This is a genomic window from Pigmentiphaga sp. (genome assembly GCF_033795525.1).
Taxonomy (GTDB): domain Bacteria; phylum Pseudomonadota; class Gammaproteobacteria; order Burkholderiales; family Burkholderiaceae_B; genus Pigmentiphaga.
On sequence record NZ_JARYGM010000001.1, the window covers coordinates 438191 to 462995 of the forward strand.

Sequence of the window (24805 nt, forward strand, 5' to 3'; positions counted from 1 at the left end):
GACCGCGGCAGCGCCGCTATGCCGCCAATCGGCTGGTGTTGGGCACCCCGGCCATGAGGAACTCCATCTGGTCCGCCAGGATGCGCCGGTTGCGCAGAATCATACCTTCCCAGCGATTCGGCCGGTACGGCAGATACAGCAACGGCATGCCGGCTTCCTCGGGCGTGCGGTTGCCCTTGCGCTGATTGCACGACCGGCACGCCGTGACCACGTTTTCCCAGCGGTTGCCGCCGCCGCGGGATTCCGGGCGTACATGTTCGATGGTCAGGTCGGCATCGGGAAAACAGCCGCCGCAGTATCCGCAGATGTGCTTGTCGCGCGCGAAGAGCCGCTCGCGGCTGATGCTGATCGACGCTGAACGGTCGCCACGGAATTCGCGCCCGCGCACCGCGATGATGCTGGCGGTGCTGACGGTGGAGATCTCTCCGGTCAGCCGATTGACGCCCCCGCGATAGGTCACGGTGGTCTCCCCCAGTTCCCATGCCACGCGGCCTGCGACGTGCAGGCTAATGGCCTTTTCAATATCCACCCAGTGCACCGGCGTACCGGCAACATCGAGTGCGAGAACCAGATGAGCCACAGTTTTCTCCTGAATGGATTGCCTATCGCTATCTTTTACTGGGTTTTTATACAGCGCCTCAATGACCAAATCAAGACAAGGGTGGAGGGAGGCGCGATTCGTGGCGAGATTGCCACCCTCCCGGCCGCGCCCATGCCCGGGCGCCGCTACACCGCCGCCTCGGCCTGCCGTCAACGCGCCTGGGGGCCGCTTTCGTCTCCCGGCGCCCGCACCAGCCACCGGCCATCGCGCCACACCCGGGTTTCGCCATGGCGCATGACGAAGAACTCCTCTGCCGGGACTTCTGCGTAGCGGCGCGCGCGAGCCAATTCGCGCGGCGGCTGGTCCAGTGCCTCGTCGGTCAACTCGAAGGTTCCCCAGTGGATGCCGACCGAAGCCCGGGCCCGTAGCTCATGGTGCACATGCACCGCCTCGGTAGGGCTCATATGATGGCTTCGCATAAACCAACGCGGCGCATACCCCCCTATGGGCAGCGCCGCCAGATCGAAGGGCCCCATGCGCTCGCCTATGGTGGCGATGTCGCGGGAATAGCCGAAATCGCCGCCGAACAGGAAGCTGAAGGCGGGCTCCCGCGTTTGTACCGACCAGGCGCCCCACAGGGTAGTCGAACGGTCGAAAGGCGTGCGCGCGCTCCAGTGCTGCACGGGAAGCAGCGTCAGGACCGCAACGCCGACGATGGTCTGGCCCCACCAATCCAGCGGGCGCAGATCGGTGGCCTCGGGCACGTGCTGGCGGAACCAGACGTCCACGCCCAAGGGCATCATGAAAACCGGCGGTCCCCCTTGCTGGGCGGCCAGCGCCTTGACCGAGGCCAGGTCCAGATGATCGTAATGATTGTGCGAGATCACGACGGCATCGATACGGGGCAGGTCGGCCAGCGCGATGCCCGGGGGCTGGTGGCGCTTGGGACCGGCGAAGGAAACCGGCGAGGCGCGCTCCGAAAACATGGGGTCGGTCAGGAGGTTGAAGCCGCCGGCCTGGACCAGCAGCGTCGAGTGCCCGACCCAGGTCACCCGGACATCGTCCGACGGCGCTTGCAACCACGCCACGTCGGCGACCACGGGAGCCAGCGAATCGGTGGGCGGAGGCGGCAAGCCACGGTTCCAGCGATTGAATTGCCACCGCCAGAAATCCAGCGTGCTTGAGGCGGCATACGAATAAAGATTACGGAATCCGCGCTCGGTATGATGAGGCTGCGCCGGGTCGTAATAGGGGTTGACCGGCGTACATCCGGCCACCGCCCCCGCCGCCGCCACTGCCGCCAGCCACTTGCCCAGCATGGGTCAGAGCACCGGAGAAAGCACGGGCTGCTTGGCCTTGGCATCGAGCAGCCGGCCTTTGCGGGCGCGCTTGCCGACGTAGACCGCCAACGCGTCGCCCGCGAGGATTTCCTCGTGCGGCTTGTTGCGATAGATGCCCGCAACCCGCAGCCCGGCCGGGCCTATGGGCACGACCTGCGCCAGGCTGTCCTTGGCGTCGATGTCCATGAGGGTAGTACCCCGTCCTCCCGAAGACAGCACCTTGACTTCGGCCATGCCGAACACCAGGAACCGCCCCTTGGCCGACAGCAGCGCAATCGATTCCGCCCCGTCGAAGACCGGGACCGGCCGCAACGGGCGATCGCCCTCGTCGAGGGTCATGAATTGCTTGCCGCCGCGCTGGCGGGTGGCCATGTCGCCCAGGCGGGTGACGAAGCCCATGCCCCGCTGCGTCGTCAGCAGCCAGCGGCTGTCGGGAGCGGCCGCAATCATGTGCAGAATGTGGGATCCGGCCTCCAGATCGATCAGCGTGGTCACCGGCACGCCGTCGCCGCGCGCGGACGGCAGCGCGCTGACAGCCACGGAATAGACCCGCCCGTTGCTGCCGAGCGCAACCAGGGTGTCGGTCGTCCGGCACTCGAAGGCACCATAGAGCGCATCGCCGGCCTTGAACGTGAACAGACTGGCATCGTGGCCGTGGCCCTGGCGCGCGCGCAGCCAGCCTTTCTGCGAGACGATCACCGTGACCGGCTCGTCGATCACCTTGGCCTCGACCGTGGCGCGTTCGGCCGCCTCGATCAGGGTGCGGCGGTCGTCGCCGTACTGCTTGGCATCGGCTTCGATTTCCTTGACGATCAGGCGCCGGAGCGAGGACGGATTGGCCAGCAGGTCTTCCAGCTTGCCCTGCTCTTCCTTCAGGTCCTTGAGTTCCTGCTCGATCTTGAAGCCCTCGAGGCGGGCGAGCTGGCGCAAGCGCATCTCGAGGATGTCCTCGGCCTGCCGCTCCGACAGCTTGAACGCCTGCATCAGCGCCGGCTTGGGTTCGTCCGACTCGCGAATCACCTTGATCACGGCATCCACGTTCAGGTAGACCACCATCCGGCCTTCCAGCACGTGGATGCGGTCCAGCACCTTGTCGAGCCGGTGGCGCGAGCGGCGGGTAACCGTCTGGGTACGGAAGGCCAGCCATTCGTCGAGGATGCCGCGCAGGGACTTCTGGCGCGGCCGGCCGTCGTTGCCCACCGCGACCAGGTTGATCGGCGCGCTGCTTTCCATCGAGGTATGGGCCAGCAGCGTATTGACGAATTCGTCGCGGTCCACCCGCGACGTCTTGGGCTCGAACACCAGCCGCACGGCGGCATCCTTGCCCGATTCGTCGCGGACCGCGTCGAGCAGGCTCAGCATGGCCGCCTTGGTCTGCTGCTGCTCCGCGCTCAGGCTCTTCTTGCCGGCCTTGACCTTGGGGTTGGTCAGTTCCTCGATTTCCTCCAGGACCTTCTGGCCGGACGTCGAAGGCGGCAGCTCGGTCACGACCAGCTGCCATTGGCCCCGGGCCAGCTCTTCGAACTTCCAGCGCGCGCGGACCTTGATGGACCCGCGGCCGGCACTGAAGATCTGCGCGATCTCGGCCTGCGGGGTGATGATCTGGCCACCGCCCGGGTAATCCGGTCCCGGCACCAGCGCGTACAGCTCTTCGTCCGGGATCTTGGGGTTCTTCAGCAATGCGACGGCAGCCTGAGCCACCTCCCGCAAATTGTGCGGCGGTATCTCGGTCGCCATCCCCACCGCGATACCCGAAGCGCCATTGAGCAGCACCATGGGCAGGCGCGCCGGCAATTGCTTGGGTTCCTGGTGGGAACCGTCGTAGTTCGGAATGAAATCGACGGTGCCTTCGTCCAACTCGTCCAGCAGCAACCGGGCGATCGGCGTGAGCCGCGCCTCGGTATAGCGCATGGCCGCGGCGCCGTCGCCGTCGCGCGAACCGAAGTTGCCCTGCCCATCGATAAGGGGATAGCGCAACGAGAACGACTGCGCCATGCGAACCAGCGCGTCATAGGCGGCCTGGTCGCCGTGCGGGTGGTACTTGCCCAGCACGTCGCCCACCACCCGGGCGGACTTCACGGGCTTGGCATTGGAACCCAGCCCCATGGCCTGCATTGCATAAAGAATGCGGCGCTGCACCGGCTTCTGGCCGTCGCTCACCTCGGGCAGCGCCCGTCCCTTTACGACCGATACCGCATAATCCAGATAAGCCTGTTCCGCATAGCGCGCCAGCGTGATCGCGGCATCGCCGCCCGGCATCTCGAACAAGCCGGGTTGTTGTTCGTCCGTCATTAAATATCCACCTCGGCCAGATCGCCTTTTTCTTCCAGCCACGAGCGCCGCTGCGCGGCCTCACCCTTGCCCATCAGCATGTCGAACATGCGCGTAGTTTCGTCGCGCCCCAGTTCGCCGTAGGTCACCGGTAGCAGGCGCCGGGTGTCGGGGTTCATCGTGGTTTCCCAAAGTTGCTCCGGGCTCATTTCGCCCAGCCCCTTGAAGCGGCTGATGCTCCACGAACCTTCGCGCACGCCTTCCTTGCGCAGCTTGTCCTCCACCGCGGTCAGCTCGCCCTGGTCCAGGCAGTACAGCTTGCGGGGCGGACGCTTGCCCTGGGCGGGCACGTCGACCCGGAACAGCGGCGGCCGGGCCACGAACACGTGGCCGGCTTCCACCAGCTTGGGAAAGTGCCGGTAGAAAAGGGTCAAGAGCAGTACCTGGATATGCGAGCCGTCGACATCCGCGTCCGACAGGATGCAGACGCGCCCGTAGCGCAGGCCCGAGAGGTCGGGATTGTCGCCGGGGCCGTGCGGATCGACACCGATGGCCACCGCGATATCGTGGATCTCGTTATTGGCGAACAAGCGATCGCGATCGACCTCCCAGGCGTTGAGCACCTTGCCGCGCAGCGGCAGGATGGCCTGGAACTCCTTGTCACGCCCCATCTTGGCCGACCCCCCGGCCGAGTCGCCCTCGACCAGGAAGACTTCGGTGCGCGACGTATCGCTGCTTTCGCAGTCGGTCAGCTTGCCGGGCAGCACCGCGACGCCGGAGCTCTTGCGCTTCTCGACCTTCTGCGTCGCGCGGACCCGCGACTGCGCCTGCCGTATGACCAGCTCGGCCAGCTTCTTGCCGTACTCCACGTGCGTATTCAGCCACAGCTCGAGCGCGGGCTTGCAGAACCCGCCCACCAGGCGCACCGCGTCGCGGCTGTTCAGGCGCTCCTTGATCTGCCCTTGGAACTGCGGGTCGAGCACCTTGGCAGACAGCACGAAGCTGGCGCGTGCGAAAACGTCTTCAGGCAGCAGCTTGACGCCCTTGGGGCTGAGATTGTGCAGCTCGACGAAACTCTTGACCGCGTTGAAGAGCCCGTCGCGCAGGCCGGCCTCGTGCGTGCCGCCTGCCGGCGTGGGGATGAGGTTGACGTAGGACTCGCGCACGACGTTGCCATCCTCGGTCCAGGCCACCACCCACTGTGCGCCTTCGCCTTCCGCAAAGTTCTCGTGGTCGCTGCCGGCGTACTGCTCGCCCTCGAACAGCGGAATCAGCAGTTCGGCGCCGGCCAGCGCTTCGGTCAGGTAGCCGCGCAAGCCCTGTTCGTACAACCAGGTCTGGGTTTCGCCGGTCTTCTCGGTCCGCAGCGTGACCTTGACGCCGGGCAGCAACACCGCCTTGCTGCGCAACAGGCGCGTCAGCTCGCCCAGCGGGATGGCACCGCTGTCGAAGTACTTGGGATCGGGCCAGCAGCGCACGCGCGTGCCGTTTTTCTTGCGCGCCGGGTCGGACACCTGGGCGAGCTCTTCGACCACGTCGCCGTGCTGGAATACCAGCCGATGCGCCGCGCCGTCGCGCCAGACGGTCACTTCCAGCCGGGATGACAGCGCGTTCGTGACGGAAACGCCGACGCCATGCAGGCCACCGGAAAAGGAATAGGCGCCGCCGCCCTGCTTGTCGAACTTGCCGCCGGCATGCAGGCGGGTGAAGACCAGTTCGACGACCGGCGCGTTTTCTTCAGGATGCAGGCCGACCGGGATGCCGCGGCCCTCGTCCTCGACCGTGACGCTGCCGTCGGCATGCAGGATGACCTGCAGATGCTTGCCGTAGCCGGCGAGCGCCTCGTCGGCGGCGTTGTCGACCACCTCCTGCACGATATGCAGGGGGTTTTCGGTTCGGGTATACATGCCCGGACGCTGTTTGACGGGCTCCAGCCCTTTCAGCACCCGGATCGAAGCTTCGTTGTAGCGAGTGGCCAAGTTATCCCCAGCAACTGTGGAAAAAAATGAAGGCTATTTTACGGATGAAGCGCGAGCTTCGTCCGTCCAGCTGCGACAGCCGCCTCAAAAGCCGCACCAGGCCATGAGTGCGTCCCAGCCGACGACCATTTGCGGACGCAAATAGCCCAGGAAGGCTACCGCAAGCACGGCCCCAAGCAAAGCGTAGCCCAGCACGCGCCACGCGAGCTGCAGGCCGCGGCGCCGGCGCGGCGCTATCTCTGCATTCGGGCGGAAAGCGGTCATGGTGCCTCTGAAGGAACGGGGCATGCCTACGCGGGGGCCAGCGCGCGCTCGCGCACGGGCAGGCACAGCGCCGCGGCGGCGAGTCCCAGCGCCACCGACAGCCACCATACGACATCGTAGCTGCCGGTTGCGACATAGAGCTTGCCGCCGAGCCAGACGCCGACGAAGCTGCCGATCTGGTGCCCGAAGAATACGATGCCGGTCAGTGTCGCCGCATAGCGCATGCCATAGATATGTCCCACCAGGCCGGTCGTCAATGGCACGGTGCCCAGCCACACCAGCCCCATGAGAGCCGCGAAAAGATACAGCACGACGGGTGTCAGCGGGAGGAAAAGGAGCAGCAGGATCGCGGCCGACCGTATGGCGTACAGCAGCGCGAGCAGATGCTTCTTGCTGTGGCGTCCGCCCATCTTGCCGGCCCAATACGAACCGAATACGTTGAACAGGCCGATCAACGCGATGGACATGGCGCCGTCCGAGGCCTTCAGGCCACCGTCCACCACGAAGGCCGGCAGGTGCAGCGTAATGAAAGCCGTGTGGAATCCACAAACCGAATAGCTCCAGAACAGGAAGTGGTAGGAGCGATGGCCCATGGCCTGCTTGATCGCGGCGCCCAGCGACTGCGCGCCTGCGGTGTGCTGCGGCTTGCCGACCAATCGCGTAGCCAGCGGCAGAGCCAGCAATACCAGTGTCGACAGGATCCACAGCGCCCCTGTCCAATCGAAGCGGTCGATCAGCAGCTGCCCAGCCGGCACGACCACGAACTGGCCCATGGACCCGCCCGCACTGGCGATGCCCATCGCGACGCTGCGTTGCTCGACCGGAACCGAGCGCGCCACGACCGGCAGCAGCACCGCGAACGTCATCCCCGCCTGTCCCAGGCCCACCAGCACGCCGGAGCTGAGATACAGCATCCATTCGGAACTGGCATACCGGGTACCGACCAAGCCCAGCACGCACAACAGCACCGAGGCGACGATGGTGCGCCCCGATCCCCATTTATCCGCTACCGACCCCATCAGGATGGCAGCCAGGCCCCAAACCAGGTTCTGAATGGCGAACGCCAGCGAAAAGACGTCGCGGCCCCAGCCATGGGCGAGCCCCATGGGTTGCATGAAAAGACCGAAGGTCGCCCGCACGCCCATGGCGATGAGCAGCACCATCGAGGCGCACGCGATGACGGTTCCGGCGCGGGGCGGTGATGACGATGGAAATAGATGCGGCAACGACATGGGCAGCGACCTTGGTCATGGCTGCGCGGCGGACGCCCGCGCTTAAGGCCATGGCCTGGGCATTGTATTCCGCCGGGCCTTCCGCTATCCGTCACGCCGCCATCAGGTCATCCAGCATCCGATAATCCGGCAGCGTCGTATCGATGGCCTGGCCCGCCCGCAGCACTACACGATCCGACTGGAAACGCGACAACATCTCGGAATAGTCCCGCGCGCGCAAGACGATGAGGTCGGCCGGCGCGCCGGGGGCGATGCGGCCAGCCTGCGGCAGCCCCATGATCTCGGCCGGGGTGGCGGTCGCTGCCCGTATCCAGTCGCCCAGCGGATGGTCCAGGTGCAGGATCTTGACCGCCTGGCTGAATGTTTCCAGCATGTCGTGGTCGCCATACGCATAGAAGGGATCGCGGCAGTTGTCGCCGGCGATGGCCACGCGCAGCCCGCGCGCCTTCATTTCATGCAGCAACGTGACGCCGCGCCAGCGCGGGGTGACGCCGGCCTGGCGCGACTGCAGGTACAGGTTGACGGCAGGCAAGGTGACGATGTCGACCCGCGCCTGGACGCACGCATCGAGCGTTGCCTCGATGACGTCGTCGTCCTGCAGCGACAGCGAACAGCAATGGCCGCACAGGATGTCGCCCTCGAAGCCGTCGCGGCGTGCAAGCTCTGCGACGCGCAGCAGGGTCCGCGCCTCCCGGTCGCCGGACTCGTCTACATGCAGGTCGACGTCGAGGCCCCGCTCGGCGGCGAGCCTGAACAGGTTGCCCATGGCCTGGTCGAACTCGGGCGGCATCGGCACGTTGGGCAAGGACCGGAAGCGCGTCATGCAGCCGAGCTGGCCTTGCGCATGCGCCACGGTATCGGCCAGCTGCCGGCCCTCGTCCGTCAGAAAGAGATCCAGCGGTGCAATGGACGAGACCTGCAGGTCAATGCGGCCCGCCCACCGCGCGCGCAAGGTTTCGAATACGGGAAACGAAATCGCCGCCTGGGGCGCCAGCGAATCGAGATGCGTGCGTATCGCCACCACGCCCTTCGCGTAGGCGGTCATCAGCCCGAACTCCATCCGCCGTTCGACATCCTCGGCGGTCCAACGGGCGCTGCGGTCTTCGCTCGTCGCCATGGCGGCGCCCACGGCGTCGCCGGTGGGATTGGGCATGCGCGGCCAGATGTGGCCTTTGTCCAGATGCGCATGCACATCCGGCATACCGGGCAGGACCATGGACTGGCCCAGGTCCGGCCCCATTGCCGCGGGCAGCGTGCCCGCCGGCTGGATGGCCGCGATCCGGCCGTCTTCGATCAGCATGTCTGCCTGCACCATCGACGCAATAGGCCTGCCTCCGCGCATCGCGGGCGGCAGGCCGGCGGGGGCCAGGCACTCAGGCAGGCTGATCCAGCGCAGCGCATAGCGCGCCGTACGGGGCATGTCGAAAAAAGAAGTGGCACTCATGCGTCGGTTCTCGTGGCAAATGGCGCGGCGGCGCCGTCATGGCAGACACCATGATCGAAGGCAAGGCCCATGCCAGCGCATGGGCCTTGCCTTGGGGACATGGCTGGGCCTAATTAGACACGGAAGACGCGAATGCCGCCCGGCGGGCGCCCTGCCCGCCGGCACGGGCACGGTCCGTTCAGTCGATGATGATGTTGGCCTGCTGGATCACCGGCCGCCACAATTGGATCTGGTCCTTGATGTACTGCGCGAACTCTTCCGGCGTGTTGTACATCGGCTCGAGTCCTTCCTTGCGGAACTGTTCCAGCGTTTCGGGGTTCTTCAAGGCAGCGACCACTTCCTTGTTCAGGCGGTCGACGATGGGCTTGGGCGTACCGGCGACGGTCAGGAGGCCATACCACTGGCTGGCCTCGAAGCCCTCGAGCCCTTTGGTTTCGCTGATCGTAGGCACGTCGGGCAGCTGCGGCAGCCGCTTGGCGGTGGCAACGGCGATGGGCCGCAAGCGGCCGGCCTGCAGGAACGGCGACAAGGGGGGATAGCCGGTCAGGACCATGGAGGTCACGCCGCCGACCAGGTCGTTCAGCGCGGGCGCCGTACCCTTGTACGGCACGTGCTGGATCTGGATGTTGGCCTTGAGCTTGAAGTACTCGGTGGCCAGGTGGGCCGCGCTGCCGTTGCCGCCCGACGCGTAGTCGTAGCCATTGGGCTTGGCGCGGGCGGCCTTGATCAGCTCGTCCACCGTGCGCACATCGAGCTTGGCGGGATTCACCGCCAGCACGTTGGGCACGCCGGCGACCAGCGAGATCGGTGCGAAATCCTTCACCGGGTCGTAGGGCAGCCGGCGATAGAGCGTGGCGTTGGCCCCGAATGTGCCAATGGCGCCCATGATCAGGGTGTAGCCGTCGGCCGGCTGGGATTTGGCGTACTGCGTGCCCACGATGCCGCCGGCCCCCGGCTTGTTCTCGATCACGATGGGCTGCCCCAGCGCCGCGCCCAGCTGCTTGCCCATGACCCGGGCAATGATGTCGGTACTGCCGCCGGGCGTGAACGGCACCACCAGCGTGATGGGCTTGGTGGGATAGGAATCAGCCGCATAGAGCGGACCCGCAGCGGAACCGGCGCAGGCCAGCGCCGATGCGACGACGACTTTCTTCAACATGGTGCGTGTCTCCTCGATGTGCACTTCGTATGGTCTAAACGCCGGGCTTGGCACCCTTTTTGTGGCGCCTCAGGAACGGGCGGCCCGCGCCTCGATGCGCCGCAGGCGATCGAGCAACCGGCGGGCGCGCTCGATGACCGGGATGTCGATCATCTTGCCGTCCAGTTGAAACGACGCACGCCCTTCGGCCTGCGCCCGTTCCGCGGCTTCGAGGATGCGCCGGGCGTTGGCCACATCCTCGGGCCGCGGCCCGTACTCCTCGTTGACGATGGCGACCTGCCCCGGGTGGATGCAGCTCGCACCGTCGAACCCGAACTGCCGGGAGCGGCGAACCATGGCGCGGAAACGCTCCCAGTCGGAAAAATCGGCGACCGTGCCGATATAGCCCAGCGGCATGACGCCGGCGGCACGGGCCGCGAGAATCATGCGCTGCTTGGGCATCAGCAAGGCCTCGTCGGTCGGCTCGAAACCGCCGTTCAGCGCAAAATCCTCGCCTCCTATGTTGATGGCCGCCACCCGCGGCGACGAACGGGCGATCTCCGTCATTTGCTCGAAGGCCTCGGGCGTTTCTATCATCAGCAGGAAACGCGTATGGCCTGCCGGCATGCTCCGCTCGGCCTCCAGTTCCGTGACCAGTTCGTCGAGCAGCCGAACGTGCGAGGGGCCGTCGACCTTGGTAATGGCGATGGCATCGACGTGCTCGCCCACACTCGCCTCGACGTCGCGCACGCATAAGGCCAGCGGACGGTTCACGCGCACCAGCACGTCGGCACCACCCCGCCGCACCTGCGCCGCCGCGGCAGGTACGGCAGCTCGCGCAGCGGCCTTCTCGGTGGCAGGCACGCTGTCTTCGAGGTCCAGCATGATGGCGTCGGCGCCGCGTGTATGGGCCTTCTCGATAAAGCGCGGCACATTCGCCGGGACATAGAGCAGCGAACGCCAGACCGGCAATTCGCGCTGTTTGGCTCGCTCGGCCATGCTCGTCGTCATGTCTTTCTCCTCAAGCCGCCGCGCGGGACGCGAAGTCCACGGTGGCCCCGCTTTCCAGCAAGGCGCCGATGGCGCCGTCGTCCAGGCCGATGCTCTGCAACAGCTCGACGCTGTGCTCCCCGATATGCGGGGCCGGCCATTTGATCTGCGGCTCGTACGTCGAAAAACGCACCGGATTGCGCAGGTTGGTGATCGTGCCCTCCGTGGGGTGCTCGATTTTCTCGAACAGGCCGGTATCGGCCAGGTGCGGATCTTCCAGCACCGAATCGAGCGTGTGCAAGGGCATCGCCGGAATATCGGCCGCCTCGAGGATCTCCAGCCATTGCGCCGTGGTGCGGGTGGCGAATATCTCGTTGCGGATCCGGAACATTTCGCCGATGTTCTCGAACCGCGCCCGCTTGTCGGCGAACCGCGGATCGGTACGCAGGTCCGGCCGTCCCATGGCCTCGAACATCGCGAACACCTGCGCGTCGGTGTTGGCCGTTACGCAGATGTAGCCGTCCGCGGTACGGATAGGCCGCGAATTCGGATCGAGCAGGCGCGAATCGCCCGGGCTGCCGAGCGGCGGCTCGAAGGTCTTGAGAAACATGTGCTCGGCCAGCACGAAGGCGGCCATGCTCTCGAACATGGGTACCTCCACCACTTGCGGCCCGCCGCGCCGCATGCGCTGCACCACCGCCATCAAGATAGTGTTGGCCACCATGATGCCGACGGTCCGGTCGGCGATGACCATGGGCACGAAGCGGGGCTGGCCGTCGCCGCCATTGTTGATGGCGGCCAGTCCGGAGGCGCCCTGGATGATGGAGTCGTAGGCGGGCTTGTCGCGATAGCGCCCCTGCTGTCCGAAACCCACGACGCTGCAGTAGATCAGGTCCGGCTTGAGCTTGATCAGGTCGTCCGCCGACAGGCCGAGCCTGGCGGCCGCCGGCGGACGCATGTTGTGCACCACCACGTCGGCGGTGGCAATCAGCTTCTTGAGCGCGTCCAGCGCCCCGGGCTTTTTCAGGTCCAGGGCCAGGCTTTTCTTGTTGCGGTTCAGGTGCAGGTATTTGGCAGCCATGCCGGGAGTGGGCGACCGGCCGCCTATCCAGCGGGCGAGATCGCCGGAAGGATGCTCGATCTTGATGACTTCGGCGCCGAAGTCGGCCAGAAACTGCGTTGCATAGGGGCCGACCACGACCTGGGTCAGATCGACCACGCGCAGGCCCTCGAGCGGGGCCTGGCTGTCGGAGGCAAGGGGAGCCTGGCTCACTGATGCGCCCTCCTGGCGGATCCCTGCAAGGTGGTTTTACCGGCCTCGGTCACCACCCGGAACAGGATTTCATCCGGGTCCTGCCCGCCCCGGCTTTCGACCCTGAAGGGGTCCCCTTCGAACAAGGGCGCGGTATTGCGTGTCGTCACCTGCGACAGTCGCGTGCCGCCCCAGGCCTGGTGCAAATGCTCTACCGCGCACAGGGCCGACAGGCCGCCATTGACGACCAGGGCGGGATAGCCCTCTACTTGCGTGGCATAGGGCAGGTCGTAATGAATGCGGTGGCCGTTGAAGCACAAGGCGCTGTAGCGGAAGATCATGACGGAATCCGCCACGATGGGGTCGGAGCGGTGCTGCGCCTCGAAAGCCGGGGCGGCCGCCGCCTTGGCCGAGGCGCTGTCCTTGCCGAGAGCGCTGCTGCGATAAACGACATCCTGCTCTTCGACCACCACCGTACCGGCGGCGTTGCGGATGGTATGGCGCACGGTCACGAATACCAGCGGCCCGGAGCTGCCCTGCTTGGGCGCGATGGATGCGATGGTGGAAATCCGCTCGAGCTCGTCCCCGATCCGTATGGGCGCAACGAACTGGATACGCTTGCCCGCGAACATGCGTTTGGGCAGCGGCACGGGCGGCAGGAAATCACCCAACGCCGGATGACCGTCGCGCCCAAGCTGGGAACGCGGGACCACACGGGGAAAAAGCACGCTGTACCACATCTGCGGCAGCTCGGATCCGCGCTCGAACGTGCCGTCGCGCGTGGCCTCGATGGTAGCCGACAGGCGCTGGGCGAGTTGCGGAGTGACGACGTCGGTGGTCGTCTCGCTGCGGCCGACCCAGGCTTGCAAGTCTTCCAAGGCCGCCGACGTAGCGTCGGAAATCACGTTTCGTCTCCCTGTCTTTTTTCGCTTGTACGTGACGATCGTAGTGCGGCCGACGTTTTCCAGGAAATGGTAAATTGCTCATTAGCATTCCATTTTGGAATAGACGGATGAAACTCCAGCAAATCCGGGCGTTGTGCGCCGTGGTAGATCACGACATGAGCGTGTCGAGGGCGGCGCGTGCCCTGCATACCACCCAATCGGCCATCAGCAAGCAAGTCGGCCAGTTGGAGGACAGCCTGGGCGCGGCCCTGCTGATCCGCTCGAAAAGCCGCATACTCGGGCTGACCGACGTGGGCGAGCAGGTGTTGCGCTGCATGCGCGGCATGCTTGCCGCGACTGAAGACATCGCCCATATCGTCGCTGACCATCGCCGCGAAGCGGGAGGACGGCTGGCGATCGCCACGACCCACACGCACGCCCGCTATGCCCTGCACGACATCGTGCCGGCCTTTGCCCGCCGGCATCCCGGCGTCGGCCTCCATCTGGTCCAGGCCACACCGATGGAGATTGCCGACCTGGTGGCGACCGGCGGCGTGGACATCGGACTGTCGACCGCTCCCCAGCTCCTGCCGCCCTCGCTCGCTACCATCCCTTGCTATGAGCTCAAGCACGTATTGATCGGCGAGCGCGGCCATCCGGTTTTCACGTCGCAGCCACTGACGCTCCAGGCCATCGCCCGCTATCCGCTCATCACCTATAGCGAACAGCACGCCATCGGGCGGCGCGTGAACGAGGCCTTTGCGGCGGCAGGACTCGTGCCCCAGATCGCGGTGCGGGGTACCGATGTGGAAATCATGAAAAGCTATGCCGCCACGGGCGTGGGATTGGCCGTCATTCCCGTGATCGCCTATTCCCGGTCGGGCGACCGCCGGCTCCACGCCCGGCCGGTCGATCACCTGTTCCCGACCAGCACGGTCTATGTGCTGGCCCGCCGCGGCGCCTACTGGCCCGGCCATCTCTACGAATTCGTCGGCAGCCTCGCCCCAGGCCTGACCCGGGCAGCAATCGAGAAAGCCCTGTTGAGCACCGAGCGTCCCGACTGACCCGCCCGCTCGCATCCGGGTTCGAAACGCCATCCGCGCCGGGCCTAAAAGCGGAAAAATGAAAATGGTTTTTGAAAACCATTGTTTTCCGCAAGCAACGATCCTAGAGTGGTTGCCGACGGCGGACAGCCTGGTCCGCCTTCCCGGATTACCGCCACCGTCATGCGCCGCCCCACCAAGCCACCCGCCAATGTCACTGCCCTTGAACGCGGCTTTGCCGTGCTCGATTGCTTTGCCCGCGCCAACGGCCCGCTCGGCAATGGCGACGTCGCCGAGGCCACGGGAATTCCGCGGCCGACCGCTTACCGCCTGATTTCCACGCTGGTCTCGCTGGGTCAGCTGCGCCCCTGCCCCGACTCCGACAAATACGAACTGGCTGCCGGCGTGGTGCGCCTGGCCCAGTCCTTCCTCGGCGCCATCGATGCCCGCCGCCTGGTCCGGCCGCACCTGGTGGCATTGGCCGAAGCGTGCGGCGCGTCGGCCTTCCTGGGCCTGCGCGACGGTCCCGACATACTGGTGGTCGAGGCAGCGCGCGCCCGCTCGGCAGTCGCTTTCCTGGGCGCCGACGTCGGCACGCGCATGTCGCTGGCGAGTTCGGCACTGGGCCGGGCTTGGCTGGCCGGCGTCGATCCCATCACCTGCGCGACCGTCAGCGCCGATACGCTGCGCGCTGGAAGCACCGTCCCACCCTCGCGCCTCGAAGCCGCGCTGCGCAAGGCCCGGCGGCTGGGCTATGCAGCGTCCCTGGGCGAATGGCACGCGCAGATCAACGCAGTGGCCACGCCGGTACAGGCGCCTAGCGGCGAAGTCTTCGCCATCAATTGCGGCGGCCCGTCCTTCCTGATCACGCCCGACAAGCTGCACGAAGTGGTCATTCCGCGGCTGCTGCGCGCCGCCGCCGACTTCGCCGCCGAGATCGGCGGCATATCGGGTTTAACGCTGACATCCGCAACCGCACCGCCCGCCCCCGCTGCCGCGGCTACCCCTCGCCGGCGAACCGCCCCTTCTTCAGTCTGAAGAATCCGGTCGACGGCTGTTCATCCATAAAAACACAGGAGACACGCATGCCCCACTTTCCTTCCAATCCCAGGCGCCGGACTGCCCTCGCGGCGCTGCTGGCGTCGACCGCCGCGACACGGCTGTCGGCCGCCCAGCCCGAGGCTGCCTGGCCCACCCGCCCCATCAAGCTCATCGTGCCGTTCGCGCCCGGCGGTCCCACCGATACGATCGCGCGCATGCTGGCCGAGAAAATGCAGGCGGCCTGGAAACAGCCCGTGGTGGTCGACTACAAGCCCGGAGGCGGAACCATCACGGGCACCAGCACGGTCGCCAAGGCGCCGCCCGACGGATACACGCTGGGCATGGCCATCAGCGCGCTGATGATCAACCCCAGCCTGCAGCCCTCGCTGCCCTACGACACCCGCAAGGACCTCGCTGCAGTCTCGCAGGTCGCCCTGACCCATTTCGGCCTGTTCGCGCATCCGTCGCTACCGGTCAACTCCGTTCCCGAGCTGATCGCCTACGCCAAGCAGAACCCCGGCAAGCTGAGCTATGCCACGCCCGGAGTCGGCACGGGCACCCACCTGGCGGGCGAACTGCTGGCCCACATGGCGGGCATCGAACTGGTGCACGTGCCGTACAAGGGCAGCAGCCCGGCCCAGCAGGATGTGGTCGGGGGCCGGGTCCCGCTGTTGTTCGACGTCATGTTCTCGGCCTTGCCCTTCGTCGAGGACAAGCGGCTCAAGCTGATCGCGCTCGCCAGCCCGGCCCGCGCCGCGAGCAAACCCGACATCCCGGTCATTGCCGAAACCATCCCCGGATTCTCGGCCATGAGCACCATAGGCATCATCGAACCGGCCGGCGTGCCGCCGGAATTGCGGCAGCGCGTCGCCGCCGATATCGGACGCATCGTCAAATCGCCCGACTTGACCGCCCGCATGGCGCAGCTCGGGATGGAGGCCGTCGGCTCGACCCCGGACCAATACGCCGCGCTGATCGACGCCGAAATCGACAAATGGGCCCGTGTGGTCAAGGCCGCCGGGATCAAGATCGACTGACTCTGAAGGAGCGACTCTTACCATGGCACTCACGCTTACTCCTCTTACGCCGGGCTTCGTCGCCGATGCTTCCGGCCTGGACATCAGCCGTCCGCTGGACGACGCGCAGATCCGCGCGATCGAGAAGGCAATGGACGACTACGCCGTCCTGGTATTCCGCGACCAGCCGCTGGACCAGGACCAACAGATCCGTTTCGCCAAGTATTTTGGCCCGCTGGATCTCGGGCTGCGCAAGGTCAAAGGCGGCGCCCACCGGTTCGACTATGCCGAGCTGGCCGACATTTCCAACGTCACCACGGATGGCGAGGTGGCCCGCAGGGACCACGCGAAAATCGTCGGCAACATCGCCAACCAGCTCTGGCACAGCGACAGCTCGTTCCAGCGCCCGCGCGCCAAGTACTCGATGCTGTCCGCCGTCGTGGTGCCGGAAGACGGCGGCGAGACGGAATTCGCCGACCTGCGCGCAGCCTATGACTATCTCCCTGACAAGATGAAGGCTTCGATCGAGGGCCTGCGCGCCGTGCACTACGCGCTGCATTCGCGCTTCCTGCTCGGCGACACCGACTACACCGAGGCCCAGCGCAACGCCATTCCGCCGGTGCAGTGGCCGCTGGTGCAGACCGATCCGAGATCCGGCCGCAAGATACTGTTCGTGGGCATCCATGCGTGCGAAGTCGTCGGCATGACCCTGGCCGAGGGCCGCATGCTGTTGCTGGACCTGCTCGAGCACGCCACGCAGCGCGAATTCGTCTACCGCCACCATTGGCGTCCAGGGGACCTGGTCATGTGGGACAACACCGCGACGCTGCACCGCGGCCGGCACTTCGATTTCGCGCAGCGCCGCGAGCTGCGCCGCGCCACCACCGAGGAAGTGGAACTGCCGATCGAAGCCCGGGTCGCCGCCTGACGCGCACTGGCGCACCGCGCCGGTGCGCCAGTGCTGCCGCTCGCGAGCCGGACGGCGAACGACGGGCGATGCTAGAATGCGAGCCTTGCCGGATCCCAGCCGCGGATCCTTCGAGGCTCGCCATAGTTCAATGGATAGAACAGGGTCCTCCTAAGACTCAGATGCAGGTTCGATTCCTGCTGGCGAGGCCACCGCCATGCATGCTGCAATGCCGGGCTCAACGGCCCGGCCCATATCCAGCGGGGTGACCATGGACCTGTTCCGAGTCAAGAGCATCGACAGCATGATGGAACAGCGCAAGGCAGCCGGCCTGCGCAAGAGCCTGTCCACATTCGATCTCGTCATGCTGGGCGTCGGTGCTGTCATCGGCTCGGGTATTTTCATCCTCACCGGCACGGGCAGCCTCATCGCCGGTCCCGCCCTGTCGCTGTCCTTCGTCCTGGCCGCCGTGGCCTGCTTCTTTTCGGCGCTTTCGTATGCCGAATTCTCGTCATCGCTGCCGGTATCCGGTTCCGTCTACACCTATGTCTACGCGACATTGGGCGAACTTCCCGCCTGGCTGATAGGCTGGATACTGATCCTGGAATTCGGCCTGGCCGCCTCCGCGGTGGCCGCCGGCTGGTCGGGCTACCTGCAGTCCCTCATCGCCAGCCTCGGCATGCAGCTGCCCGACGCACTGCGCGCCGCGCCGGGCGCGGTTCCTGACAGCACGACGCTGTTCAACCTGCCGGCCTTCCTGGTCATCGCCGCGGTCACGGCCCTGCTCTCGATGGGCATACGCGAATCCAAGCGTGTCAACAACATCATGGTGCTGATCAAGATCCTGGTGGTGCTGCTGTTCATCGGCGCCGGGGCCGTGCATGTGCGGACAGAGAACTGGACGCCCTTCATGCCGTACGGAATGGGCGGCGTCTATGCCGGAGCGGCCCTGATGTTCTATGCCTTCATCGGCTTCGACGCGGTGGCCTCGTCGGCCGAGGAAGTCCGGAACCCGCAGCGCTCGCTGCCGCTGGGCATCCTCGGTTCGCTGCTGATCTGCACGGTGCTGTACGTGCTGGTGACACTGGTCATGACCGGCATCGTGCCCTACCGGGACTTCGCCGCCAACCCCGACCATCCGGTTTCGCTGGCGCTGCAGCGCACCGGGCAGCTGGGCCTGGCCGGCGTGGTGGACCTGGGGGCGATCCTGGGCATGACGACGGTCATCCTGGTCATGAGCTACGGCCTGACGCGCATCCTCTATGCCATGGCGCGCGACGGCTTGCTGCCGCGCGGGCTGGCCGCCCTGCACCCGCGCTACGCCACGCCGTTCACGCTGACCTGGTCGGTGGGCCTGATCTTCGCGCTGATCGCCGGGCTGGTCCCGCTGGCCGTGCTGGCCGAACTCATCAACATCGGCACCTTGACGGCATTCTCGCTGATCTCGCTGGCGGTCATCGTGCTGCGCCGGACACATCCCGGCCTGCCGCGCGGCTTCCGCTGCCCCGCCGTGCCCTACGTGCCGCTGGCCGCGGTCGCCTGCTGCGTGTTCCTCATCGCGCATCTGGACCGCGTGACCTGGCTGGCCTTCTGCCTGTGGTTGCTGGCCGGGCTGGCGGTGTACTTCCCTTACTCCCGCCGCCGCGCGGTACTGGCCACCGCTCCGGTCACGCAGCCGCGCTGAGCCCGGGCGGCGCGAAGGCTTCCACGTCCGGTACCGGCCCTTCCCATTTGGCGATATCCACCAGCGCCGACAGCGCGCTGGGCGCCTGCGTCAGGCGGGAGGTCCCCTGGTCCATGGTGAGGACGTTGGGATTGCCGTGGCGTTCGAGCCCCGAGCCGGCCGGATCGAACCAGGCGCCCGTCGACATGATCAGCACGCCAGGCATCACACCCTCCTGCACCGCGGCCGCCGCCATGCAGGCGCCCCTATCGTTGAAGACTTTGACCAGGTCGCCATCGGCAATGCCTCGCCGGGCAGCATCGGCGGGTGACATCCGGACGCGTTCGCGCCCGTGGACCTTGGACTCGACGGAGACCTTGCCGGCGTCCAGCTGGGAATGCAGCTTGTCGCCCGGCTGGGAGGTAATCAGGTGGAAGGGGTAGCGGGACGCGAGATCCGCCCCCAGCCATTCCCCTGGCGCCAGCCACGCGGGATGGGGCGGGCAGTCGTCATAGCCGAAGCCGGCAATGCGGTCCGAGTAGATTTCGATCTTGCCCGAGGGCGTCTTGAGGGCATGGGCAGCCGGGTCCTGCCGGAAATCGGCGAACAGCACGAAGTCGTCCCCGGGCTCGGGCAGCTCCAGATAGCCAGCGGCCCAGAAATCCTCGAAGGCCGGGGCGTCGAATCCGGCATCGCGCCAATTGGCCGCCATGCCGTCGTAGATGTGCCGTATCCATTGGAACTCATCGCGCCCGCCGGTGAAGGCGGCCTCGTAGCCGCCCATGGCGGCGAGCTCGCGAAAAATATCGAAGTCGTTACGGCTTTGGGCATGCGGGGCAAGCGCCTGGTGCATGGCCAGGACAAAGCGATCGCGCGACGAACCGCCGATATCGTTGCGTTCCAGGGTGGTGGTCGCCGGCAGCACGATGTCCGCACGGCGCGCCGTCGGCGTCCACCAACTGTCATGGACCACGATGGTCTCGGGCCGGCTCCAGGCGCGCATCAGCCGGTTGAGGTCCTGGTGATGATGAAACGGGTTGCCCCCCGCCCAGTAGACCATCCTGATGTCCGGATAGACGTCGGTGCGGCCGTTGAACTCGAACGGCTCGCCGGGCCGAAGCAGCATATCGGCGATGCGGGCGACCGGGATCGATCGCCCGATGGGATTGCTGCCTGCGGACATCTCCGGCGCCGCGACTCCGGGCCGGGGATTGCCCACACCGTTCATGGACCCGTGCCCGAAGGCAAAACCGCCGCCCGGCAGGCCGACCTGCCCCAACGCGCTTGCCAGCGCGATCACCGCCCAATAGGGCTGTTCGCCGCGGTGCGCGCGCTGCAGCGACCATGTGCAGGTCAATAGCGTGCGAGAGGCTGCGGCGCGCCGCGCGAGATCACGGATCTCTTCGGCGGGGACGCCGCAGATGCGCTCGGCCCATTCCGCGCTCTTGGGCTGGCCGTCGGCCTTGCCGGTTACGTAATCGGCGAAGCGATCGAAGCCGCTGCAGTACCTCTGCACGAAGTCCTGGTCATGGCGCCCCTCGGTCAGCAGCACATGTGTCATGGCCAGCATCAAGGCTGTGTCGGTATTGGGCCGGATGGGAACCCAGCGCGCCGCCAGCCCTTCGGGAATGTCGGCCCGCGTCGGGCTGACGACCACGAATTCCACCCCTGCCTCGCGCGCCTGCGCCAGCCAGCGGGCGGTCGAGTGTTCGCCCGCCCCGCCGGAAGTCACTTGCGTATTGCGCAGCGGCAGTCCGCCGAACGCGATGAACAACCGGGTATGGGCAGCGACGTTCCGCCAATCCGTCACGCGCCCGGTCACGGGCGCGTAGGTGCCAATGACGTGAGGCAGCAGGAACTGGGCTGCGCCCCAGCTATAGTTGCCCGCCTGGTGTACGCAGCCGCCGCCCGCGTTCAGGAACCGGTGCGTCAGGGTACGCGCATGGTGCAAGCGCCCGGCCGAGGACCAGCCGTACGACCCGCCGAAAATCGCTTCGTGACCGTGTTCGTTCCGCGTGCGCGCCAGCTCGCCGGCGACTAGTTCCAGGGCGACTTGCCAGTCCACTTCGACGAACGGCTCTCGGCCCCGCGCGGAGCGATCGGACCGGCCGCGATGCCGCAGCCATCCCTCGCGCACCGCGGGCCGCGCGATGCGCAGCGGGGAATGCACCATGCCCGGCATGGACTGGAGGATGGGCGATGGGGCCGGATCGAGCGGAAAAGGCTCGCAGGCTTGCAAGCGGCCATCGGCGACCACCGCGGTAAAAGCGCCCCAATGCGACAGGGAAGGAAAACGTTTGACGTCCATAGCCATGGCTGTCCCGGCAGATTCACGAATAGTCCAACGGCAGGGCCGTGGTGTATTTGAGCTCTTCCATCGCGAAGCTCGAACTGACGTCGAACAACTCCACGACTTGGATAAGTTTCTTGTACACCATATCGAAGCCCTGGATGTCGGGCACCACGACCTTCAGCAGGTAATCGATCTCGCCACTCATCCGGTAGAACTCCACCACCTCGGGCATATCGCGCACGCCAGCCGCGAATTTCTGCAACCATTGCAAGTCGTGGTGATTGGTCTTGATCGCCACGAATACGGTGACGCCGACCCCCAGTTTCCGGCTATCGAGCAGGCATACCTGCTTGCGGATCACGCCTTCCTGCGTCAGCCGCTGGATACGCTTCCAGCAGGCCGTGGGCGAGAGGCTGACGCGCTCGGCGATCTCGTTCCCCGAGAGGGTGGCGTCCTCCTGCACGATGGAAAGAATATTCCTGTCTTTTTTATCCATGGAAAAATTACCGCCGCCGTCCTGGAGAATTGATAAATAATTTTGCCATTCTCTGGCAGAATCGTGTTCATAAGCGAAAATTGACCGGTCCGCCCGCCGCTGCTTCCCGGCGGTATCATGTAACCGTTATCCCAATCGGTGGAATTGCAATGGCTAAGATGAAAATCGAAGGGTCGTTCGTCGCCCTGATCACCCCTTTCAACAAGGACGGCAGCGTCGATTTCGAAGGCTTCCGGACCTTGCTGAAGTTCCACGAAGACAACGGCACTGCGGCCGTGCTGATCATGGGCTCGACGGGCGAAGTCTCTATGCTGTCGCAGCAGGAGCGCCAGCAGATCATCGTCGAAACCGCGAAGATGAAGACCGGGAAGATGAAATTCTTCTACGGCTGCACCGGCAACAACACCGCTACCACCATCGACTACCTGCGCTTTGCGCACGCCAACGGGGCCGATGGCGCGATCCTCGCCGCGCCTGCATACATTTGCGGCTCCGAAGCCGACATCGAGGACTACTTCCTGGAAGTGGCCGATGCCACCGACCTGCCGCTGGGCATCTACAACAATCCCCCGCGGGTGAAGACCGACCTGCACTGGGACAACCTGCTGCGCATCTTCAAGCACCCCAACTACGTGGTGCACAAAGAGTCCACCACCCGCGTGGGCCAGGTGGCGCAAGTGCTGCGTGCCCGTCCCGACGTTGCCGTGATGTGCTGCGATTCGCCCAACCTTGGGCTGGTCGTGCCCACCATGAGCCTCGGCGGACACGGCACCGCCAACATGACGGGCAACATCGCGCCGGCCGAGATCGCGGTCATCTCGCGGCCCTGGACCACGCCCGACGTGTCGGTGAGCTTCCGCGACATGTACCTGCACATGCTGCCCATGCTGCATTTCTCGTATTCGGCCATCAACCCGGTCGCCATCAAGTCCTTGCTCAAGGCGGTAGGGTTGCCGGCGGGCGACTTGCGCAAGCCGCTCAAGGGGCTGGCCCCCGAAGCGCTGCAGAAAGGCTTGCGTGTGGTGCGAGAGCTCGAACTCGACAAGAAGTACGGCTGGAGCTCTCCCGAGCTGAAGTCGCTCTAAAGACACGGAGCGCAACCCATGGACCTGGGCATCCAAGGCAGGCGGGCGCTGGTGTTCGGCGGCAGCCGCGGCATGGGGCGCGCCTGCGCGCTCCAGTTGTCGCAGGAAGGCGTACACGTCACCATCGCGGCCCGCACGCTCGCCACGCTGGAACAAGCGGCGGCCGAGATCAGCGCGCAGACCGGCAATCCGGTCCGGCCCGTCGTTGCCGACATCACGACCGAAGCCGGCCGCGATGCGGCGCTGGCGGCCTGTCCGACGCCGGACATCCTGGTCAACAATGCCGACGGTCCCGCGCCGGGCGACTTCCGCGAATGGACGCTGGATGACTGGCACCAGGCCCTGGATTCGATGATGCTCGGCCCCATCGAGATGATCCGCCGTACGGTGGACGGCATGATCGAGCGCAAGTTCGGCCGTATCGTCAATATCGTGTCGCGCAGCGTGAAAACGCCGCAGGTCGAGCTGGGCCTGTCCAACGGCGCCCGTTCAGGACTGGTCGGATTCGTCGCGGGCCTGGCGCGCCAGACCGTGCGGCACAACGTCACCATCAACAACCTGCTGCCCGGAGTATTCGCCACCGATGCGCAGCGCCGGCACATCGAAGGCATGCTGGCGAGCACCGGCAAGACGTTCGAACAGCTCTGGGAAGAACGGGGAAGCGGCAATCCCGCGGGACGCTATGGACGCGCCGAGGAACTGGGCGCCCTGTGCGCGTTCGTCTGCTCGGCGCACGCCGGCTATATCACGGGCCAGAGCCTGCTGATCGACGGCGGGGGCTATCCCGGAACGTACTGAGCGCCGCTTGGCGCCGGGAGACGAAGGGGGCCGGCCCCGGCTGGTTCTTTTCTAATAGCCGAAAAATATAACGAAAACGGAGACAATCCTGTTTTCGAATATGGGGGAAATCATGAACCGCTCTACCCGCCGTACTTTCCTGAACGCAGCCTTGAGCGTTACCGGCCTGGCCAGCGTCGCCGCGTTCTCCTCGTCCGCCGTCGCCCAGAGCGACTATCCCTCGCGGCCGATTACCATCGTCGTTCCGCATGCGCCGGGCGGTGCGGTCGACAGCACCGCGCGCTTGTTCGCCGACAAGCTGAAGGACGAACTCAAACAATCGGTGGTGGTCGAAAACCGGGCGGGCGCCTCCGGCATGATCGGGGCCGCCCATGTCGCGCGCGCCGAGCCCGATGGCTACACGCTTTACTTCAACGCCTCCATCCACGCCATCAACCCGCTGCTGTACAAGAAGAACATCAAGTTCGATGCGGTCAAGGATTTCACGCCCATCAGCATGCTCGCCCAGGGCGCGCTGATCTTCAGCGTCAATCCCCACGTGCCGGCGCAGAACGTGCGGGAACTGGTGTCCGTGCTCAAGGCCCAACCCGACAAATACACCTTCGTCACCAGCGGATTCGGGTCGGCGGGCCACCTGGGTGCCGCGCAGTTCCTGCACGAAGCCGGCCTGACCGGCAACATCCCCATCGTGCTGTACAAGGGCGCCGCGCCGGCGCTCCAGGACCTGGTGGGCGGCCAGGTGTCGGCCATGATGGACCCCATGCTTTCGTCGCTGCCCCACGTCAAGGCCGGCAAGCTGCGCGCGCTGGCAGTGACCGGCCGCGAACGCAGCCCGCTGCTGCCCGACGTACCCACCATGCGCGAATCGGGCTTCAAGGACTTCGAGTTCTATTCCTGGTATGGCCTGTGGTCGCCGGCCAAGGTGCCGCCCGCGGTAGTGGCCAAGCTCGATGCAGCGTCTGCCAAGATCATGGCTTCGCCGGAAATCCGCGAGCGCCTGGCTTCGCTGGGCTTCGAGTCGGCCTACAAGAATTCGGCCGACTTCGCCAAGTACATCGAGTCAGAGATGAACCGCTACCAGAAGATCATCGACGCTGCCAAGATCACCGTCGAATGATCCAGGCGAAG

The 24805-nt window shown here is 65.9% G+C and carries 21 protein-coding genes and 1 tRNA gene; 9 read left to right on the plus strand and 13 right to left on the minus strand.

The window, feature by feature from the left end; genetic code table 11:
- Positions 1-16: 16 nt before the first annotated feature.
- The 11 genes from QHC78_RS02120 to QHC78_RS02170 all read right to left on the minus strand — a co-directional run bounded on the left by QHC78_RS02120 (position 17) and on the right by QHC78_RS02170 (position 13356).
- A complete protein-coding gene (locus tag QHC78_RS02120) occupies positions 17-580 on the minus strand; it encodes an HNH endonuclease (RefSeq protein ID WP_413816396.1) in 564 nt (187 codons plus the stop codon).
- 170 nt (positions 581-750) lie between these two features.
- Positions 751-1860 (minus strand): MBL fold metallo-hydrolase, encoded by a 1110-nt coding sequence (locus tag QHC78_RS02125; protein WP_319742230.1) that lies wholly within the window; start codon positions 1858-1860, stop codon positions 751-753.
- A 3-nt stretch (positions 1861-1863) separates the two neighbouring features.
- On the minus strand, positions 1864-4173 hold the full coding sequence (gene parC, locus QHC78_RS02130) for a DNA topoisomerase IV subunit A (RefSeq protein WP_319742231.1): 2310 nt from the start codon (positions 4171-4173) through the stop codon (positions 1864-1866).
- On the minus strand, positions 4173-6131 hold the full coding sequence (gene parE / locus QHC78_RS02135) for a DNA topoisomerase IV subunit B (protein ID WP_319742232.1): 1959 nt from the start codon (positions 6129-6131) through the stop codon (positions 4173-4175). The genes parC and parE overlap by 1 nt, the downstream gene beginning before the upstream one ends.
- A gap of 84 nt (positions 6132-6215) precedes the next feature.
- Positions 6216-6395: a hypothetical protein gene (locus QHC78_RS02140; protein WP_319742233.1), complete on the minus strand. Its 180-nt coding sequence runs from the start codon at positions 6393-6395 to the stop codon at positions 6216-6218.
- A 26-nt stretch (positions 6396-6421) separates the two neighbouring features.
- Positions 6422-7558 carry an MFS transporter gene (locus QHC78_RS02145; RefSeq protein ID WP_319742730.1) on the minus strand — a complete coding sequence of 379 codons (1137 nt, stop codon included), beginning with the start codon at positions 7556-7558 and terminating at the stop codon, positions 6422-6424.
- A 160-nt stretch (positions 7559-7718) separates the two neighbouring features.
- Positions 7719-9071, minus strand: coding sequence for a cytosine deaminase (locus tag QHC78_RS02150; protein ID WP_319742234.1), 1353 nt, complete (start codon positions 9069-9071; stop codon positions 7719-7721).
- A 178-nt stretch (positions 9072-9249) separates the two neighbouring features.
- Positions 9250-10230, minus strand: coding sequence for a Bug family tripartite tricarboxylate transporter substrate binding protein (locus QHC78_RS02155; RefSeq protein WP_319742235.1), 981 nt, complete (start codon positions 10228-10230; stop codon positions 9250-9252).
- Positions 10231-10299: 69 nt separating this feature from the next.
- Positions 10300-11220: an HpcH/HpaI aldolase/citrate lyase family protein gene (locus QHC78_RS02160; protein ID WP_319742236.1), complete on the minus strand. Its 921-nt coding sequence runs from the start codon at positions 11218-11220 to the stop codon at positions 10300-10302.
- 10 nt (positions 11221-11230) lie between these two features.
- Positions 11231-12472 (minus strand): CaiB/BaiF CoA transferase family protein, encoded by a 1242-nt coding sequence (locus QHC78_RS02165; protein WP_319742237.1) that lies wholly within the window; start codon positions 12470-12472, stop codon positions 11231-11233.
- Positions 12469-13356, minus strand: coding sequence for an HTD2 family dehydratase (locus QHC78_RS02170; protein ID WP_319742238.1), 888 nt, complete (start codon positions 13354-13356; stop codon positions 12469-12471). Before QHC78_RS02170 ends, QHC78_RS02165 begins: the two co-directional genes overlap by 4 nt.
- Before the next feature lie 107 nt (positions 13357-13463).
- On the opposite strand from QHC78_RS02170, the gene QHC78_RS02175 reads away from it, so the two are divergent.
- The 6 genes from QHC78_RS02175 to QHC78_RS02200 all read left to right on the plus strand — a co-directional run bounded on the left by QHC78_RS02175 (position 13464) and on the right by QHC78_RS02200 (position 19026).
- A complete protein-coding gene (locus tag QHC78_RS02175; RefSeq protein ID WP_319742239.1) occupies positions 13464-14399 on the plus strand; it encodes a LysR substrate-binding domain-containing protein in 936 nt (311 codons plus the stop codon).
- A gap of 81 nt (positions 14400-14480) precedes the next feature.
- Positions 14481-15416, plus strand: a complete 936-nt coding sequence (locus QHC78_RS02180; protein ID WP_319742240.1) for an IclR family transcriptional regulator — start codon at positions 14481-14483, stop codon at positions 15414-15416.
- Positions 15417-15463: 47 nt separating this feature from the next.
- Entirely contained in the window at positions 15464-16456 is a 993-nt protein-coding gene (locus QHC78_RS02185) for a tripartite tricarboxylate transporter substrate binding protein (protein WP_319742242.1), read from the plus strand.
- Positions 16457-16478: 22 nt separating this feature from the next.
- On the plus strand, positions 16479-17363 hold the full coding sequence (locus tag QHC78_RS02190) for a TauD/TfdA dioxygenase family protein (protein WP_319742243.1): 885 nt from the start codon (positions 16479-16481) through the stop codon (positions 17361-17363).
- A gap of 116 nt (positions 17364-17479) precedes the next feature.
- Positions 17480-17554, plus strand: a tRNA-Arg gene (locus QHC78_RS02195).
- Positions 17555-17613: 59 nt separating this feature from the next.
- Entirely contained in the window at positions 17614-19026 is a 1413-nt protein-coding gene (locus QHC78_RS02200; protein ID WP_319742244.1) for an amino acid permease, read from the plus strand.
- Here QHC78_RS02200 and QHC78_RS02205 read toward each other — a convergent pair.
- Positions 19010-21319, minus strand: coding sequence for a molybdopterin guanine dinucleotide-containing S/N-oxide reductase (locus QHC78_RS02205; protein WP_319742245.1), 2310 nt, complete (start codon positions 21317-21319; stop codon positions 19010-19012). The two genes, QHC78_RS02200 and QHC78_RS02205, sit on opposite strands and share 17 nt — an antisense overlap.
- Positions 21320-21335: 16 nt before the next feature.
- Complete coding sequence (locus QHC78_RS02210; protein WP_319742246.1) at positions 21336-21794, minus strand: Lrp/AsnC family transcriptional regulator; 459 nt, start codon at positions 21792-21794, stop codon at positions 21336-21338.
- Between the two features lie 149 nt (positions 21795-21943).
- Between QHC78_RS02210 and QHC78_RS02215 the strand changes: the two genes are divergently transcribed.
- From QHC78_RS02215 to QHC78_RS02225, 3 genes are all read left to right on the plus strand, one after another.
- On the plus strand, positions 21944-22879 hold the full coding sequence (locus QHC78_RS02215; RefSeq protein ID WP_319742247.1) for a 4-hydroxy-tetrahydrodipicolinate synthase family protein: 936 nt from the start codon (positions 21944-21946) through the stop codon (positions 22877-22879).
- 18 nt (positions 22880-22897) lie between these two features.
- On the plus strand, positions 22898-23677 hold the full coding sequence (locus QHC78_RS02220; RefSeq protein ID WP_319742248.1) for an SDR family oxidoreductase: 780 nt from the start codon (positions 22898-22900) through the stop codon (positions 23675-23677).
- 112 nt (positions 23678-23789) lie between these two features.
- Positions 23790-24794, plus strand: a complete 1005-nt coding sequence (locus tag QHC78_RS02225) for a Bug family tripartite tricarboxylate transporter substrate binding protein (protein WP_319742249.1) — start codon at positions 23790-23792, stop codon at positions 24792-24794.
- Positions 24795-24805 lie beyond the last annotated feature (11 nt).